Origin of the sequence: Brevibacterium yomogidense (assembly GCF_900163715.1) — a bacterium.
Classification (GTDB): Bacteria; Actinomycetota; Actinomycetes; order Actinomycetales; family Brevibacteriaceae; genus Brevibacterium; species Brevibacterium yomogidense_A.
Genome location: NZ_FWFF01000017.1, coordinates 599,201 through 616,989 on the forward strand (window position 1 = coordinate 599,201; position 17,789 = coordinate 616,989).

Consider the following 17,789-nt stretch of genomic DNA (forward strand, 5'->3'; position numbering starts at 1 on the left):
CACCGGGCAGGGAGTGGACCGACCCTGGGGAAGGGGGCACCGTGGACGTCCTGTGGACGATCGTGCTCGGCCTCGTCAATGCCGTCATCGTCGGCGTGTTCGTGCGTCGACTCATCAACGTGGGCACGGGGGCGCTGCGCAACACGCTGGTCTCCCTCGTCATGGGCCTGTCGATCTGGCCCGTGTCGCTCCAGGCGTTCGAGATGCTCGAGATCGTGCAGCGCGGCGACGTCCCGTTCCTGGGGATGAGCTTCCCCGCCGTCATGGTGTTCCTGCTCATCTTCGCCTGGTTCGTCGCGATCCAGCTGTTCGTCATGCTGGCGATCGAACTGGTCCTGCCGTCCGGATCGTTCTCGCAGGCGGCGCGCACCGTGTCGCGACTGCCCACCTGGTATCGCCGCCTGCGGAGGATCGGAGAGATCCAGAACCTCCTCATCCGCTTCGGCCTGCGCCGCTACCTGCGTCCCCGCATCCCCAGCCTGCGAGTGTCGATGACGGAGATCGCGCAGGCGGCCGCCCAGGCGCTCGCGGCGGCCGGCGTCACCTTCGTCAAGCTGGGCCAGTTCGTCGCGACGCGGGCGGACATGATCCCCGCTGAGTTCGTCGAGGAGTTCTCGCGACTGCAGTCAGAGGTGCCAGCTGTCGCGTTCGCGGAGATCCGGCCGGAGATCGAACGCCAGTGGGGACGTCCGATCGAGGACGTCTGCCGCGAGTTCGACGAGAAGCCGCTCGCCGCCGCCTCCGTGGCGCAGGTCCATCGTGCGGTGCTGCGTTCGGGGGAGGAAGTCGTCGTCAAGGTGCAGCGGCCCAACCTGCGCCGGCAGGTCCGCGCGGACTCCGACATCATCATGTCGTTGGCGGAGCGGTTCGAGAAGACGGCGTCCTGGGCGCAGACGATCGGCCTCACCGACATCGCCCGCGGCTTCCTCGACTCGCTGTCGGAGGAGCTCGACTACCGCGGAGAGATCCGGCAGACGCTCGCCATGCGGGAGGACCTGGGCGCACAGCCGGGTTCGCTGGTGCGCATCCCGGAGGTGTTCGTCGAACTGTCGGGGCGGCAGATCATCGTGATGGAGCGGATGCCGGGCCGCCCCCTCACCCGGGGCGAGGACGTCCTCGGCGGCCTGTCGATGATCGCCCGTCGCGAGGCGGCGGAGCAGCTGTTCGTCGTCGTCGCGCGGCAGATGCTCGAGTCCGGGGTCTTCCACGCGGACCTCCACGCCGGCAACATCATGGTGTCGGACGCAGCGCGCGTGGGCCTCATCGACTTCGGCGCGGTGGGTCGCCTGGACTCGCGGGACCGTCGCGACGTCCTCCAGCTGCTGCTGGCCTTCGAGCGCCAGAACTCACTGGCGGCCACGAACGCGGTCATCGACCTCTTCGGCATGCCGCCTGGGCTCGACCTGCGCCAGGTGCAGCGGGAGATCGGGCAGATCATGCTGCGCTACGACGGGGGAGTGGCGTCGGCAGCGGCCGGCACGGCGGACGGCTTCGGCGGTGCGGCATCGGGGTTCTTCCGCGAGCTGCTGTCATTCATCCTGTCCCACGGGTTCACGATGCCGTCCGCCGTCGCCCAGGCGTTCCGGGCGATCACGACGCTGGAGGACAGCCTGCGTCGACTCGATCCGCACGCCGACCTCCTGGGGCTCGTCCGCGAGCACGGCCGGGATCTGCTCGCCGGCACCCGTGACGTGCGCGGGAGCGCGCAGGACGCCGCGCTCTACGCGGGAGCGACGGCACCGGTCCTCGCGAACTTCCCCGTCGAACTGTCCCGCGTCGTGAAGCACCTGCAGGACGGAACGCTCGACATCGGGACGAGCGGGCTCAACATCGACCTCATCAGGAACCTCGTGCGCACGGTCGTGGACCAGCTGGTCCAGGTGGTCCTGGCGACCGCGCTGGTGCTCGGGGGAGTCATCATGATGGCGTTCGACTTCGGGCCGCCGCTGGCGACGGGGTTCACGATCTTCACGTACTTCGGCGCGTGGCTGCTGCTGGGCGGCATGGTGCTCGCCGCCATCGTGCTGGCTCCGGCCCTGAGAGACAGACGGGCCGAGCTCTGACGGAGTCGGACCGCAGCCGGACGTGTGCCGACTGCACAGGTTGCGATCTGATATGCAACCGCGATGAGTTGCGATCTGTGCTGAAGGCGTGCACGCCCGGGTGCGCGTCCGTCGGTCAGAAGGCAGGCAGCACGGCGCCGTCCGACCAGTTCTCCTCGATGTACTGCGAGACCTCATCGGAGCGCAGGAGCCCGTCGAGGGCCACGAGAGCCTCATTCGTCTCATCGCCGGCGCGGACGGCCAGGAAGTTCGCGTAGGGGTTGCCCTCGCCGTCTTCGACGAGGATACCGTCCTCGGTGGGTGAGAGACCTGCCTCCAGCGCGTTGTTCCCGTTGATGACGGCTGCGTCGACGTCCGCCAGGGTCCGGGCGAGCTGCGCTGCGTCGGCCTCGACGAACTCGAGGTTCTTCGGATTGTCCGCGACGTCGTGGATCGTCGCAGACGCCGCATCGACACCGTCGTTCAGTCCGATGACACCTGCCTGGGCCAGTAGATCGAGCGCTCGGCCCTGGTTGGACGGATCGTTGTTGATGCCGATCGCCGCACCGTCGGGCAGGTCGTCGACGCTGTCGATCGACTCGGAGAAGAGCGCGAACGGCTCGATGTGGATCCCCTCGAAGTGTGCGAGCTCGTAGCCCTGGCCCGCGACCTCGGACTCGAAGTACGGCAGGTGCTGGAAGTAGTTCGCGTCGAGGTCCCCGTCGACGAGTGCCTTGTTGGGGGCGGTGTAGTCCGTGTACTCCGTGATCTCCAGGTCGAGCCCCGCGTCTTCGGCGAGGTTCTCGTCCACGAACGTGAGGATGTCGCCGTGCGGTACGGGGGAGACGCCGACGGTGAGTGTGGTGACTCCGTCCGCCTCAGTGCCCACGGTCTGATCCTCGCCGCCGCCCGCGCCGCACGCGGACAGGGTGAGGGCGGTCGCTGCGACTGCGGACGAGAGGATGAGGGTCTTGCGCATGGTTCTCCTTCAGAGATGCTTCGTGCTGATGAGTGTGGTCAGAGGGCGACCGGAGCCGTCACTGCCGGTGGTCGACGCTGCGGGCGAGGAGGTCGCCCGCGAGCTGCAGCAGCGCTACACAGGCGACGAGCAGCACGATGCAGGCGATCATGGTGTCGGTCTGGTACCGCTGATATCCATAGGAGATCGCGAGTGCCCCCAGGCCCCCGCCGCCCACTGCGCCCGCCATCGCGGTGTAGCTCACCAGCGCCACCGCCGTCACCGTGGCGCCCGACAGCAGGCCCGGCAGCGCTTCCGGCACGAGCACCTGGCGGATGAGCTGCCAGGAGTCGGCACCCATCATCTGGACCGCCTCGATCTTGCCGGCGGCGACCTCGCGGAGCGCTGCTTCGACCAGCCGCGCGTAGAACGGGATGGCGCTGACCGTCAGGGAGACGACGGTCGCCTGCCAGCCCAGTGCGGACCCGGTGACGAAGCGGGCGAACGGGATGAGGGCGATCATGAGGATGATGAACGGGATCGAGCGACCGATGTCGACGACCGTGGACACGATCCGGTAGACCATGCGGTTGTCGGTGAGGGAGCCCTTCGCCGTCATGTAGAGCCACACACCGAGCGGCAGTCCGACGATGATCGCGAAGGCCGTCGCGAAGACGGTCATGAGCAGCGTCTCGCCGAGTGCGGGCCACAGTTCGATCCGGATCGCGGGGTTGTCGAACCAGAGAGGACGGTCGGCGGTCATGCGGCCTCCTCGACGTGGATTCCGCGCGCACGGAGGGCTGTGCTCAGGCGTTCCCGCTGCAGTGTGTCCGCGCACACGAGGCGCAGGCGGCCGACCTGCGTGCCGTCGATCGTCTCGAGCGTTCCCGACTCCACCGCACTGATCGGAGTCCCGGTGCTCTCCGCGATGTCGAAGACCGTGCCGAGGGGCGTTCCTGCGAGCGCGACCTCAAGCGTGCGCCGATGAGGATCGTCGGAAGCGCGGGGGAGCGGAACGAGGTCTCTGGCGAGGGGCGACGAGGGGTCGGCGAGGATCTCGCCCAGCATTCCGGTCTGCGTCACGCGACCGTGCTCAAGCAGTGTCGCGGAATCGCAGATCTCGCGGACGACGGACATCTCGTGGGTGATGATGAGGACCGTGATGCCCAGTCGGTCGCGCAGAGAGGCGATGAGGCTGAGGATCTGCCCGGTCGTCTGCGTGTCGAGTGCGCTGGTGGGTTCGTCGCAGAGCAGGATCTTGGGCTCGCTCGCGAGGGCGCGGGCGATCCCCACGCGCTGCTGCTGACCGCCGGACAGCTGGGCGGGGTGGTTGCCGGCGCGGTCGGTGAGCCCGACGAGCTCGAGCAGTTCGAGCGCTCGGGCGCGGCGTGCAGCGCGCGGGACACCTGCCACCTGCAGCGGATGCTCGACGTTCTCCAGCGCGGTGCGCGAATCGAGGAGATTCGCGTGCTGGAAGACCATCCCGATGCTGCGGCGCGAGGCACGCAGGCGGGCGCCGCTCAGGGCGGTGATGTCGACCCCGTCGATGCGAGCGTGCCCGGATGTGGCGGACTCGAGCCCCGTCAGGCAGCGGATGAGAGTGGACTTCCCCGCACCGGACCGGCCGACGATCCCATGGATCTCGCCCTCTGCGACGGACAGGGAGATGCCTGCGAGTGCTGTGCTGCCTGCGAACTCCTTGCGGAGCTCTTGCAATTCGATCACGGGGTCCTCGCGGGGTCGGGAGTGTGTCGGCGTCGCCGACGATCGTCCACACTGTGGACGATCCGCAGACGTCCGAGGTCACCCGGTGTCATAAAGCGCAACACAGGGGCAGTGAGCTCCCACACGCAGCGGCCGGACACGTGCCTGCACGCGCCCGGCCGCTGTCCCGCTCTCTCGTTCCTCAGGTCGTGAGGACGACCTTCCCCGTGGTCCGGCGGCCCTCGAGCGCACGGTGCGCCTCCTCCGCCTCCGCGAGGCCGAAGGTCTCACCGACGCGGAAGTCGAGCCAGCCGTCGGTCAGGCCTGCGAACAGCATCTCCGACCGCTTCGCGAGCTCAGCCGGTGTGCGGACGAACCAGACGAGGGAGGGGCGGGACAGGAAGACTCCGCCCTCGCCGTTGAGCCGCTGGATGTCGAACTGGGGCACCTGGCCTGAGGCTCCGCCGAACAGCACGAGCGAGCCGCGCACAGCCGTCGCCCTGAGGGACGCGTCGAACGTGTCCCTGCCGACGCCGTCGTAGGCCACGTCCACGCCGCGGCCGTCCGTCAGGTCCAGCACCGTCTGGGCGACGTCGACGCCCTCGCCGTAGAGGAACACGTCATCTGCTCCCGCGGTGCGCGCGAGCTCTGCCTTCTCCTCCGTCGACACGGTGCCGATGACACGGCCGCCGAGATGCTTGATCAGCTGGATGAGGAGAAGGCCCACGCCTCCGGCTGCGGCGTGGACGAGAGCGGTCTGCCCAGCCTCGATCCGGTGGGAGTCGGTCACCAGGTACTGCGCGGTGAGCCCCTGCAGCGGAATCGCGGCTGCGACGTCGAAGTCGATCCCCTCCGGCACGCGCATCGCCATATCGGCGCGCACGATCGCCCGGGTGGCATATGAGCCCGGCCCGTCGTGCCAGGCGACTCGGTCGCCCACACTCCAGGCGGTCACGCCCTCGCCGACCTCGGCGACGATGCCCGATCCCTCGACGCCCACCGTGTGGGGGTACTCCATGGGGTAGACGCCGGAGCGCCGGTAGGTGTCGATGAAATTGATGCCGGCGGCCTTCACCTCGACGAGGATCTCCCCCGGGCCAGGGGCCGCGACCTCGATCTCACCGAATTCCAGGACCTCGGGTCCACCTGCCTGCATCGCCCTCACGCCGTGCGCTGCGACCATCGTCGTCCCCCTCCTGCGCGTCGTCCGCGCGGGTCGTTCGTGCGCGTGCGCGCACCATGACTGCTCTGTCCCGGCGATCGTAGCGCGCGGGGACGTGCCTGAGTCCGGGCATCCGCCAACCGGACGATCGACTGGAATGGCGCCTTCTGTGAAGATGGGGCGAGGGCTGTGCAGCATGCCACCCGAGGGCGTATGATTATTCGCATGAGTGAATACACTGTCGCGGTCTCCGGTGCGACCGGCTACGCCGGCGGCGAGGTCCTCCGGCTGCTGACCGGCCATCCGCAGCTGCGTGTGACGACGGTCGCGGGCCATTCGACTGCGGGTGATCTTCTGGGACGCCACCAGCCGCATCTCGGCTCCTACGCGCAGATGGAGATCCAGGCGTCCACGGCCGAGGTGCTCGCCGGTCACGACGTCGTCGTCCTCGCGCTGCCGCACGGCGCGTCCGGTGCGATCGCAGCCGAACTGGAGGCGACCAGCCCGGGGACCCTGATCCTCGACCTCGCAGCCGACCACCGCCTCACGGATGCCGCGGCATGGGAGGAGTTCTACGGCAGTGAGCACCAGGGCAGCTGGAGCTACGGGCTGCCGGAACTCCTGCTCGCGGACGGGTCGAAGCAGCGGGAGGTCCTTCGCGATGCGACGCGCATCGCCGTGCCCGGGTGCAACGTCACCGCGGTCACGCTGGGCTTCCAGCCGCTCGTGCAGGCGGGACTCATCGATTCAGCCCGGCTCACGGCGACGCTGGCGAACGGCGTGTCCGGAGCCGGGAAGGCGATGAAGCCGCACCTCCTGGGCGGCGAGACCATCGGCGACGTGAGCTCGTACGGTCAGGCCGGGACTCATCGACACGTGCCGGAGATCGAGCAGAACCTCGCGGGAGTGCTCGGCATCGGCGCAGAGGACCAGCACGCCGGCGGCGTCCGCATCGCGTTCACCCCCACTCTCGTCCCCGTCGTGCGCGGCATCCACGCGACCCTCTCCGCGCCTCTGGCTTCGGCTGCACCCGTCGCCGACATCCCTGCCGCCATCGGGCGGGCCTTCGAATCCGCCTACGCCGACGAACCATTCATCACCGTGCTGCCCGCCGGCCAGTGGCCCCGCACCTCCTCGGTCACCGGCTCGAACAGTGCCCACGTCCAGTGGGCGTTCGACGAGCGGGCGGGAAGCGTCCTCGTGTCGGTGGCCCTCGACAACCTCGTGCGCGGCACGGCGGGCCAGGCGCTCCAGTCCGCTCACCTCGCGCTCGGCCTCGATGAAGCTCTCGCCCTCCCCATGAATGGAGTCGCACCATGACCGTCACCCACGCATCCGGCTTCCGTGCCGCAGGCCTCACAGTCGGACTCAAGGACTCCGGCAGGCCCGATCTGTCGCTCGTCGTGAACGACGGTCCCTCCGATGCTGTGGCCGCTGTCTACACGTCGAACCGCTGCAAGGCGAACCCCGTCCTCTGGTCGCAGCAGGCGAGTGCCGACGGTCGCGCACGCGCCGTCGTGCTGAACTCCGGAGGCGCGAACTGCTACACGGGAGCATTCGGATTCGAGACGTCCCGCCTCACCGCAGAGCGGACGGGCGAGCTGCTCGAGACGACCCCCGAGGACGTGCTCATCTGCTCGACCGGACTGATCGGAGTGGGCGGACAGGACTTCCGCGATCGGATCGTCGACGGTCTCCCGGCACTCGTCGAGGCGGCGCACGCTGGCGTTGACGACGGACGCGCTGCCGCAGAGGCGATCATGACCACCGACACCGTGGCGAAGACCATCGAGCGGACCGCGGCCGCCGGTGCGGGGGAGTACCGCCTGGGCGGCATGGCGAAGGGCGCGGGCATGCTCGCGCCCGGTCTCGCGACGATGCTGGTGATCCTCACGACCGATGCCGACCTGCCTGCGTCCGTGCTCGACCGCGCACTGCGCCACGCGACCGCGCACAGCTTCGACCGCCTGGACACGGATGGCTGCATGTCGACGAACGACACCGTCGTCCTCATGGGCTCCGGTGCATCGGGGGTGACGCCGGACGAGGAGTCCTTCACCGCGCTCCTCACCGATGCGTGCCTTGATCTCATGCGTCAGCTGCACGTCGACGCGGAGGGGGCCCACCACGACATCGCGATCACGACGAGCGGCGCGGCGAGTGTGGCCGACGCCGTCACCGTGAGCCGCTCCGTCGCCCGGTCCAACCTCTTCAAGGCCGCGATCTTCGGTGAGGACCCCAACTGGGGTCGTGTCGTCGCCCAGGTGGGGACGACCGATGCGGAGTTCGACCCCGCACGCATCGATGTGACCATCAACGGCGTGCGGGTCTGCACCGACTCGACACCGGACGCGGATCCGGACTCTGTCGTCTTCACCCGCGAGGTGAGCGTCGACATCGACCTGAAGTCCGGCCCCCACACGGGAACCGTGTGGACCTCCGACCTCACCCACGACTACGTCGAAGAGAACAGCGCATACTCGACATGAGCGATACGACACCGGAACCCACCGCACCGAGCACCACACCCGCACAGCGGCTCGCCCAGGCGCAGGCCAAGGCCGACGTGCTCACAGAGGCGCTGCCCTGGATCAAGACGTTCGCGGGTGCGACGATCGTCATCAAGTACGGCGGCAACGCCATGGTCAGCCCGGAGCTGCAGCAGGCCTTCGCCGACGACATCGCGTTCCTGCGGTTCGCCGGGCTCCGTCCGATCGTCGTCCACGGCGGGGGCCCGCAGATCTCCGCGATGCTCGACCGACTGGGCATCGAGAGCGAGTTCCGCGCCGGCCAGCGGGTCACCAGCGACGAGGCCGCCCACGTGGCGCGCATGGTCCTGTCGGGGCACGTGAACCGCGACATCGTCGCGCGCATCAACCAGAACGGCAGCTCGGCCGTCGGGCTGTCCGGTGAGGACGGGGACCTCCTGCTCGCCCGGCCCGCGCAGGTGCTCATCGACGGCGAACCCGTCGAGCTGGGCCGGGTCGGGACGATCGAGAAGGTATCGACCGATCTCCTCCACGAGCTGCTCGATGCCGGACGGGTGCCCGTCGTGTGCTCGATCGCCGGTGAGGTGGGGGGAGAGCCGGGGAAGCCGCTCAACATCAACGCGGACCTCGCCGCGGCCGCCATCGCCCGGCACATGCAGGCTGACAAGCTCGTCATGCTCACCGACGTGGCGGGCCTCTACCGGAACTGGCCGGACACGGACAGCCTCATCTCGCAGATCTCGACCGACGAGCTGCGGGACCTGCTGCCCCGCCTGGACTCCGGGATGATCCCCAAGATGACCGCAGCGCTCGAAGCCGTGGAGGCCGGTGTGGGACACGCCCACATCGTCGACGGCCGGGTCGCGCACTCGATCCTCCTCGAGGTCTTCACGACCGAGGGGATCGGCACGATGGTGAGCGCGGATCTGGACGCACTGGAGAAGTCCATCGGAGGCCACGCATGACTGAGACGAAGGGCACGGGCATGATGACCGACACGAGCGAGTGGCGCTCGCACCACGAAGCGGCGATCCTCCCCGCACTGGGGAGGCCCCAGCGGCTGCTGGTCCGCGGAGAGGGCGTCCGCGTCTGGGACGAGGCGGGCAGGGAGTACGTCGACCTGCTCGCCGGCATCGCCGTGAATGCGCTCGGCCATGCGCACTCCGCTGTCGTCGGGGCACTCACCGACCAGGCGTCCACGCTGGGGCACATCTCGAACTTCTTCGCGTCCCCGCCCCAGATCGCGCTGGCCGAACGGGTCCTCGCACTCGCGCAGGCCCCGTCGGGCTCGAGCGTCTACTTCTCCAACTCGGGAGCCGAGGCGAACGAAGCGGCACTCAAGATCACCCGGCGCACCGGGCGGTCGAAGATCGTCGCGGTCGAGGGGTCGTTCCACGGCCGGACGATGGGCGCTCTCGCGCTCACGGCGAAGGCCGCCTACCGCGAACCGTTCGACCCCGGGGTGCCCGGCGTCGTCCACGTCCCGTTCGGCGACGAGGCGGCACTGCGCGCGGCGGTCGACGCGGACACGGCGGCCGTCGTCCTCGAGCCGATCCAGGGGGAGTCGGGCGTGCGCCGCCACCCTGCGGGGTACATGCGCGCCGCGCGTGAGGCGACGGACGCCGTCGGCGCGCTGCTCGTGCTCGACGAGGTGCAGACGGGGATCGGACGGACCGGATCGTGGTTCGCCTTCCAGCAGTCGGAGATCGGCGAGGGCATCACCCCCGATGTCGTCACGCTCGCCAAGGGCCTGGGCGGCGGCATGCCGATCGGTGCGACACTCACGTTCGGGGAGCGGATCACCCAGCTCCTGCAGCCCGGGCAGCACGGCTCGACATTCTCCGGCAACCCGCTCGCCACCGCGGTCGGCCTGGCAGTCCTCACCACCGTCCAGGAGCAGGAACTGCTCGCACACGCGGCGGACCTGGGAGCACGGGCGCGGAGCGCGCTCGCCGCACTGCCCCAGATCACCGAGGTGACGGGCGCGGGCCTGCTCATCGGCATGGAGCTGCGCGACGGGAACGCGAAGGCCGTCGCAGACGCGGCGCTGGAAGCGGGCTGGATCGTGAATCCCGTGACCCCGACCCGCCTGCGCCTCGCACCGCCCCTCATCATCACCGACGACCAGCTGCTGGGCTTCGCGGACGCGCTGCCCGGCATCATCGCCTCCGCCGCCCACAGCGGCGCGGGTGCCGAAGGAGCAGCATGACCCGCCACTTCCTCAAGGACACGGACCTCTCGCCGGACGAGCTCACCGAGGTCCTCGACCTCGCGGAGGAGCTCAAGGCCGCTCCGTACTCGATGCGGCCCCTCGAGGGTCCGCAGACCGTCGCGGTGTTCTTCGACAAGACCTCGACCCGCACCCGGGTGAGCTTCGCGGCGGGCGTGAGCCAGCTGGGAGGGTCCCCGCTCATCATCAACCCCGGGGAGAGCCAGCTGGGGCACAAGGAGTCCATCCCGGACACCGCACGCGTGCTCGACCGCATGGTGTCCGCGATCGTGTGGCGCACGTTCGCGCAGTCCGGCCTCGAGCAGATGGCTGAGCACGCGTCGGTGCCCGTCATCAACGCCCTGTCCGACGACTACCACCCCTGCCAGATCCTGGCCGACCTCGTGACCATCCGCGAGCACCGCGGCACGGGAGAGGGCAACGGACTCGCAGGCCTGACGATGAGCTACTACGGGGACGGCGCGAACAACATGGCCAACTCGTATGCGCTGGGCGGTGTGAATGCGGGCATGCACGTGCGCATCGCCGCCCCCGCCGGCTACCAGCCGGCGGACCACGTCGTCGCCGAGGCCCGGGCCCTGGGCCGGCGCACGGGCGGGACGCTCACGGTCACGGAGGACCCGCTCGCCGCCGCTCAGGATGCGGACGTCCTGGTCACCGACACCTGGGTGTCGATGGGACAGGATTCCACCGGGCGCGACGACAGCGGTTCGCCGTTTGCACGGTTCCAGGTGACGGATGAGCTCATGAGCCTGGGCCGCGACCCGATCTTCCTCCACTGCCTGCCGGCCTACCGGGGCAAGGAGGTCGCGGCGTCCGTGATCGACGGACCGGCCTCCGTCGTGTTCGATGAGGCCGAGAACCGGCTCCACGCACAGAAGGCGCTGCTCACGTGGCTGCTGAGCAACTGACCACGAAGACTGCGCGCCAGCAGCTCATCGTCTCGCTCATCGAGCGGCAGACGATCGCGTCGCAGTCCGAGCTCGCCACCCGCCTGGCCGCGATGGGCGTGACGGTCACGCAGGCCACCCTCTCCCGCGACCTGGGGGAGATCGGGGCCGTCAAGGTGCGGGGGGCCTCGGGCGCGGTGTACGCCGTGCCCGGCGAAGGCGGCGACAGGGGCACCCTCTTCTCCGCGCAGGGGGAGGACGTCTTCGACGCCCGCCTGCAGCGGCTGCTGGAGGAGGTGCTCGTGAGTGCCGTCCACTCAGACAGCCTCGTCGTCCTCCGCACGCCTCCCGGCGCGGCCCAGTACCTGGCGAGTGCCATCGACCGATCCGTCCTCACGGGCGTCCTCGGGACGATCGCGGGGGACGACACCGTGCTCGTCATCGCATCCGCGGAGGCGGGCGGAGAGCGGATCGCCCGGCTCTTCCTCGAACTGGCCGGGCACGAGGTCGCGGGACCCGCCGCGACCCAGGCACACTGAACTGACCACCCGGGCGCGCGCACGCGCCCACGATGCCGCAGACTTCAACCACAGCACGCCGCCCGCGGGCGGCGCACACGAGACACAAGGAGAACCCTCATGACCGAACGGATCGTCCTCGCCTACTCGGGCGGACTCGACACCTCTGTCGCGATCGGCTGGATCCACGAAGCCACCGGCGCCGAGGTCGTGGCCATGGCCGTCGACGTCGGCCAGGACGGAGAGGACCTCGAGACCATCCGCCAGCGCGCCCTGGACTGCGGTGCCGTCGAGGCGTACGTGGCGGACGCCCGCGATGAGTTCGCGGAGGAGTACTGCATGGCGGGCCTCAAGGCCAACACGCTGTACATGGACGCCTACCCCAACGTGTCCGCGCTGTCCCGCCCGATCATCGCGAAGCACCTGGTCCGCGCAGCCCGCCAGTTCGGTGCCACGACCGTGGCCCACGGCTGCACGGGCAAGGGCAACGACCAGGTCCGCTTCGAGGTCTCCCTGACCTCGCTCGCCCCGGACCTCAAGTGCATCGCCCCGGTCCGCGACCTGGCGCTCACGCGCGAAGCCGCGATCGAGTACGCGGAGCGCAACCAGCTGCCGATCGTCACGACCAAGACGAACCCCTTCTCCGTCGACCAGAACGTGTGGGGACGCGCCGTGGAGACCGGCTTCCTCGAGGACATCTGGAACAGCCCCACGAAGGACGTCTACGAGTACACCGACGACCCGGCCTTCCCGCCGCCGGCGGACGAGGTGACGATCACCTTCGAGAAGGGCATCCCGGTGAAGATCGACGGCCGCGCGGTCACGCCGCTCGAGGCGATCGTGGAACTGAACCAGCGCGCAGGCGCACAGGGCATCGGACGCATCGACATCGTCGAGGACCGCCTCGTGGGCATCAAGTCGCGCGAGGTGTACGAGGCCCCGGGCGCGATGACCCTCATCGCCGCGCACCGCGAGCTGGAGAACATCACGCTCGAGCGCGAGCAGGCCCGCTTCAAGAAGACGGTCGAGCAGCGGTGGACCGAGCTGGTGTACGACGGCCAGTGGTTCTCCCCGCTCAAGCAGAACCTCGACTCGTTCATCGAGGACTCGCAGCAGTACGTCAGCGGAGAGATCCGGATGGTGCTGCACGGCGGTCGCGCGACCGTCGAGGGCCGCCGCTCCGATTCGTCGCTCTACGACTTCGGCCTCGCCACCTACGACGAGGGCCAGACCTTCGACCAGTCCGCGGCCCGCGGCTTCATCGACATCTACGGCCTCTCGTCCAAGCAGGCTGCGGCCCGCGACGTGCGGTTCGGCCAGGACAAGCTGAAGTGAGCGAGGAGCAGAACGTCTCGCACACCGGCGCCGGTGCGGGGCAGGGCGACGGCGAACGGGTCGCCCTGTGGGGCGGCCGGTTCGCGACCGGGCCTGCGGATGCACTGGCCCAGCTGTCGAAGTCGACGGACTTCGACTGGCGGCTGGCCCGCTACGACCTCGCCGCCTCCCGCGCCCACGCCCGCGTGCTGTCCCGCGCGGGGCTGCTGGGCGAGGGGGACCTCACCGGGATGATCGAGGCGCTCGACGAGCTCGAGCGCCGGGTCGTCGCGGGTGAGTTCCTGCCCGCGCAGGACGACGAGGACGTGCACTCCGCGATGGAGCGCGGTCTCATGGAGATCGCGGGGCCGGAGCTGGGCGGTCGCCTGCGTGCGGGCCGATCGCGCAACGACCAGATCGCGACGTTCGGGCGGATGTACCTGCGCGACCACTCGCGGGTCGTCGCGGGACTGCTCCTGGACACGGTCGAGGCCCTGATCGCGCAGGCCGCGTCACACCCCGAGGCGTCCATGCCCGGCCGGACGCACCTCCAGCACGCACAGCCGGTCCTGCTGGCCCACCACCTGCTCGCGCATGCGTGGCCGCTGCTGCGGGACGTCGCCCGACTGGTCGACCTCGATCAGCGCCTCGCCGTGTCTCCGTACGGGTCGGGAGCGCTCGCCGGGTCGTCGCTGGGCCTCGACCCGCAGGCGGTCGCGGAGGAGCTGGGCTTCGTCGACTCGGTCGAGAACTCGATCGACGGGACGGCCTCCCGCGACGTGTTCGCGGAGTATGCGTTCGTCGCCGCGATGATCGGCGTCGACCTGTCGCGCCTGAGCGAGGAGATCATCCTGTGGGCGACGAAGGAGTTCTCGTTCGTCACCCTCGACGACGCCTTCTCCACGGGCTCGTCGATCATGCCGCAGAAGAAGAACCCCGACGTCGCGGAGCTCACGCGAGGGAAGTCGGGTCGCCTCATCGGTGATCTCACGGGCCTGCTCGCGACGCTCAAGGCGATGCCGCTGGCCTACAACCGGGATCTCCAGGAGGACAAGGAGCCGGTGTTCGACGCGACGGACACGCTCGAACTGCTCCTGCCCGCGTTCACCGGGATGGTCTCCACCCTGGTGTTCGACGTCGAGCGGATGGAGCATCTGGCGCCGCGGGGATTCGCGCTCGCGACCGATGTGGCAGAGTGGCTGGTCCGCGAGGGCGTGCCGTTCCGCGTCGCGCACGAGCTGTCCGGCGAGGCCGTCCGCCTCGCGGAGGGCCGCGGGGTCGAGCTGTGGGATCTCACCGACGACGACTACGCGGGGATCTCCGAGCACTTCACCCCGGCAGTGCGCGATGTGCTCACGACGCACGGCTCGATCGACTCCCGCAGCGCCAAGGGCGGGACGGCTCGCAGCGCCGTCGCCCGTCAGCTGGAGAACGCGCGGACCGAGGCGGCTCGCCTGCGGGAGTTCGCCGGTCAGCGACTCCGCTGAGCAGGGAGCAGCGTCCGCCTGGTGGCAGGCACGGGGCCGACCACGGCCGGGGATCGCACCGCAGCGGTGACGACGACCTCGGCCGTGGTCGGCCCTCGTCCGTCTGCCCTCGACGGCAGCCTCGTTCGTCTGCGCCGTTCGCCTGCTTCGTTCGCCTGCGCCGGGCCGCACGGCGAGGGGCAGGATGGTGACCGGCGGATGCGTGCGGGACGGTTACACTGTTGGGCGGCGCGCGACTGCGACCCGGCCGGGAATCGGCTGCAGGGGCGGAAGGCGACTGTGAAGGAAGGAATGCTGTGACTGACATCCTCAGCGAGCTGCAGGCCAGGAATCTCGTGGCGCTGTCCACCGACGAAGACGCGCTGCGCAGGGCGCTCACCGAGGAGACGGTCCGGTTCTATGTGGGCTTCGATCCCACCGCCCCCAGCCTGCACATGGGCAATCTCGTCCAGATCCTCACCGCGAAGCGCCTGCAGGAGGCCGGACATCAGCCGTTCGCGCTGGTGGGCGGCGCGACGGGACTCATCGGCGACCCGCGGATGTCGGGGGAGCGGACGCTCAACCCGCGCGAGGTCGTCGACGGCTGGGTCGACAGCATCCGCGGGCAGATCGAACGGTTCCTCGACTTCGACGGCCCGGTCGCCGCGCAGATGGTCAACAACCTGGACTGGACCGGCAGCCTCACGGCGCTGGACTTCCTCCGGGACATCGGCAAGCACTTCTCGCTCAACCGGATGCTGGCCAAGGAGACGGTCGCCACCCGGCTGAACAGCGAGCACGGGATCTCCTTCACGGAGTTCTCCTACCAGATCCTCCAGGGCAATGACTTCCTCGAGCTGAACCGCCGCCACGGCATCACACTGCAGACTGGCGGATCGGACCAGTGGGGCAACCTGACATCCGGCGCGGATCTGATCCGCCGCGTGGAGCACAAGACCGTCCATGCACTGGCGACGCCCCTCATCACGAAGGCGGACGGCACCAAGTTCGGCAAGACCGAATCCGGCACCGTGTGGCTGGACCCGGCACTCACCAGCCCGTACGCGTTCAGCCAGTTCTGGCTCAACGCGGATGACCGCGACGTCGTGAAGTACCTCCATGTGTTCTCCTTCCGGTCGCTCGAGGAGATCGAGGACATCCGTGTCCGCTTCGAGGAGGCACCGCACACTCGGATCGCCCAGAAGGCACTCGCTGAAGAGATCACGGCGATGGTCCACGGTGACGAGCAGGCGAAGCAGGCATTCGCCGCCGCAGACGCGCTGTTCCGCGGCGGTGAGCTGCGCGGCATCGACGGATCGGCGCTGGCCGCGGCGACGGCGGAGCTGCCGCGCGGAGAGGTGACGGCGGCGCAGCTGGAAGACGGAGTGCCCGTCGCGGACGCTCTGGCACTGGCAGGGATCGTCAAGTCCAAGTCGGACGGACGCCGTGCCGTGCGTGAGGGCGGGGCCTACGTCAACAACGCGAAGGTGGAGGGCGAGGACGCCGTCGTCACCCAGGCTGATGTCCTTGACGCCGGCGGCTCCGGCGTCATCGTCCTGCGCCGCGGCAAGAAGACGCTGGGCGCGCTGTCGATCGTCAACAGCTGAGCGGAGTCGACGGTGGCGTCGAAGAGGACCGACCTGCGCGGACTCCTCGTCTTCACGACCACGGCTCTGGTACTCGGGTGGGCCGTGATGATCCCGTTGTGGATCGTCGTCGGCGGAGAACCCGTCTACGGTTCCCGCACTGCCGGTGAGGCCGCAGGGTCGGACTCGCTCGGGGCGGACCCCACCGCTGCTCCCTCGCCGGAGCAGCTCATGCGGCAGCTCATGCTCCAGGTCTTCCCGTCCGCGATGATGCTCACCCCGGCGCTCGCTGCGTGGATCGCAGTGCGGTGGGTCGACGGGATCCGCTTCCGGCCGATGTTCGCGGAGCTCGGACTCGCCCCGCGGCGGGGAGCGGAGCAGAGGCGACACCCTGCCGTCACCGCTCTCCTCTGGAGCGCCGCGGCGATCGTCGTGACCGTGCTGCTCGTGATGCTCAGCGTGGCGGTCGCGATCCTCTTCGGCCTGCTCGAACCGGACTGGTCCTTCCCCCTGCTCGCGGAGTCCGCGACCGCGGCAGGCATTCCGGCAGCGGTGCTGGTCCTCATCCAGGTGGTGGCGATACCGGTCGCCGCCGTCATGCCGAACGGTCTGTTCGCGGCAGGGGAGGAGATCGGGTGGCGCGGATACATGCTTCCCCGTCTCGTCCGGCTGACCGGGATCCCCGCCGCAGTCGCCCTGTCCGGCGCGGTCTGGGGACTGTGGCACGCTCCTGTCATCCTCCTGGGTTACAACTTCTCGCGTCCAGGGATCGACGGACTGCTCCTCATGATCACCGGCAGCATCTGCGTCGGCGCCTGGTTCTCCTGGCTGCGGATCCGCGGAGGCTCCGTCTGGCCTGCGATCGTCGCGCACGGCGCGCTGAATGCGGCGGCCGGCCTGTACCTGCTCGTGTCTGCCAGTCCTGACGTCGACGGTGCGACTGCTGGTCCGTTGGGCGTCGCGGGATGGGTCGTCTTCGGGCTCGCCGGCGCGGTCCTGTGCGGGACTCTGATGCGCTCCCGGCGCCTGAAGACGCAGGTGTGACCGGTGACACCGCGTTCCGAGTTGCGCTGTCCGCTGGTCGTGGCATAGATTTACATCTGTTGCTCGACGGGAACACCGAAGAGAACAGGATGGCCGGTCGCATACGAACCGCAGTCGCCTGGTACCACTGGAACGGCAGTCGGCAACATCCACTCGAGGTTCTGGATCGCGGCGGTTTCGCAGCGTCTCCGGGGGTGTGACGCGGATCACGTAAAGGTGATTTGCGGAGCTGGTTCGGGTGGGGATAGAGTTACAACTCGTTCGTCAGGGAGAACGCAGCGGAAACGGTGCGTGAATATCCGGGTGAGCGGTTTGGTTGTAACGATTATATGGAGAGCACCTTTCGGTGAGGGCTGGGCGTTGTTTGTGTCTGGTTGGATCGGTTT

The 17,789-nt window shown here is 69.2% G+C and carries 15 protein-coding genes; 11 read left to right on the top strand and 4 right to left on the bottom strand.

The features are described from left to right. Positions 1-41: 41 nt before the first annotated feature. The gene (locus FM105_RS11660) at positions 42-2,063 is read left to right on the top strand and encodes an ABC1 kinase family protein (RefSeq protein WP_087008326.1); all 2,022 of its coding nucleotides are present in this window, start codon (positions 42-44) and stop codon (positions 2,061-2,063) included. Positions 2,064-2,178: 115 nt separating this feature from the next. Here the strand turns inward: FM105_RS11660 and FM105_RS11665 are convergent, their stop codons facing one another. The 4 genes from FM105_RS11665 to FM105_RS11680 form a co-directional block, all read right to left on the bottom strand. Further along, positions 2,179-3,021, bottom strand: a complete 843-nt coding sequence (locus FM105_RS11665) for a MetQ/NlpA family ABC transporter substrate-binding protein (RefSeq protein ID WP_087008328.1) — start codon at positions 3,019-3,021, stop codon at positions 2,179-2,181. A 58-nt stretch (positions 3,022-3,079) separates the two neighbouring features. Further along, positions 3,080-3,763, bottom strand: coding sequence for a methionine ABC transporter permease (locus tag FM105_RS11670; protein WP_087008330.1), 684 nt, complete (start codon positions 3,761-3,763; stop codon positions 3,080-3,082). Next, a complete protein-coding gene (locus tag FM105_RS11675; protein ID WP_087008331.1) occupies positions 3,760-4,725 on the bottom strand; it encodes a methionine ABC transporter ATP-binding protein in 966 nt (321 codons plus the stop codon). Before FM105_RS11675 ends, FM105_RS11670 begins: the two co-directional genes overlap by 4 nt. Before the next feature lie 181 nt (positions 4,726-4,906). Beyond that, positions 4,907-5,887 carry a quinone oxidoreductase family protein gene (locus FM105_RS11680; protein WP_087008333.1) on the bottom strand — a complete coding sequence of 327 codons (981 nt, stop codon included), beginning with the start codon at positions 5,885-5,887 and terminating at the stop codon, positions 4,907-4,909. A 204-nt stretch (positions 5,888-6,091) separates the two neighbouring features. Between FM105_RS11680 and argC the strand changes: the two genes are divergently transcribed. The 10 genes from argC (at position 6,092) to FM105_RS11730 (ending at position 17,403) form a co-directional block, all read left to right on the top strand. Beyond that, positions 6,092-7,186 carry an N-acetyl-gamma-glutamyl-phosphate reductase gene (gene argC, locus FM105_RS11685; RefSeq protein ID WP_087008334.1) on the top strand — a complete coding sequence of 365 codons (1,095 nt, stop codon included), beginning with the start codon at positions 6,092-6,094 and terminating at the stop codon, positions 7,184-7,186. Then, a complete protein-coding gene (gene argJ / locus FM105_RS11690; protein WP_087008336.1) occupies positions 7,183-8,355 on the top strand; it encodes a bifunctional glutamate N-acetyltransferase/amino-acid acetyltransferase ArgJ in 1,173 nt (390 codons plus the stop codon). The genes argC and argJ overlap by 4 nt, the downstream gene beginning before the upstream one ends. Beyond that, positions 8,352-9,320: an acetylglutamate kinase gene (gene argB, locus FM105_RS11695; RefSeq protein ID WP_087008338.1), complete on the top strand. Its 969-nt coding sequence runs from the start codon at positions 8,352-8,354 to the stop codon at positions 9,318-9,320. Before argJ ends, argB begins: the two co-directional genes overlap by 4 nt. Further along, positions 9,317-10,564: an acetylornithine transaminase gene (locus FM105_RS11700; RefSeq protein ID WP_256970360.1), complete on the top strand. Its 1,248-nt coding sequence runs from the start codon at positions 9,317-9,319 to the stop codon at positions 10,562-10,564. Before argB ends, FM105_RS11700 begins: the two co-directional genes overlap by 4 nt. After that, complete coding sequence (gene argF / locus FM105_RS11705; RefSeq protein WP_087008340.1) at positions 10,561-11,496, top strand: ornithine carbamoyltransferase; 936 nt, start codon at positions 10,561-10,563, stop codon at positions 11,494-11,496. Before FM105_RS11700 ends, argF begins: the two co-directional genes overlap by 4 nt. After that, positions 11,478-12,014 carry an arginine repressor gene (gene argR / locus FM105_RS11710; protein WP_087008342.1) on the top strand — a complete coding sequence of 179 codons (537 nt, stop codon included), beginning with the start codon at positions 11,478-11,480 and terminating at the stop codon, positions 12,012-12,014. The genes argF and argR overlap by 19 nt, the downstream gene beginning before the upstream one ends. Positions 12,015-12,113: 99 nt before the next feature. Further along, entirely contained in the window at positions 12,114-13,328 is a 1,215-nt protein-coding gene (locus FM105_RS11715; protein ID WP_087008344.1) for an argininosuccinate synthase, read from the top strand. Continuing rightward, a complete protein-coding gene (gene argH, locus FM105_RS11720; RefSeq protein WP_373404778.1) occupies positions 13,325-14,794 on the top strand; it encodes an argininosuccinate lyase in 1,470 nt (489 codons plus the stop codon). The genes FM105_RS11715 and argH overlap by 4 nt, the downstream gene beginning before the upstream one ends. Positions 14,795-15,090: 296 nt before the next feature. Beyond that, positions 15,091-16,380, top strand: coding sequence for a tyrosine--tRNA ligase (gene tyrS / locus FM105_RS11725; protein WP_087008346.1), 1,290 nt, complete (start codon positions 15,091-15,093; stop codon positions 16,378-16,380). 12 nt (positions 16,381-16,392) lie between these two features. Then, on the top strand, positions 16,393-17,403 hold the full coding sequence (locus FM105_RS11730; RefSeq protein WP_087008348.1) for a CPBP family intramembrane glutamic endopeptidase: 1,011 nt from the start codon (positions 16,393-16,395) through the stop codon (positions 17,401-17,403). Positions 17,404-17,789: the final 386 nt, after the last annotated feature.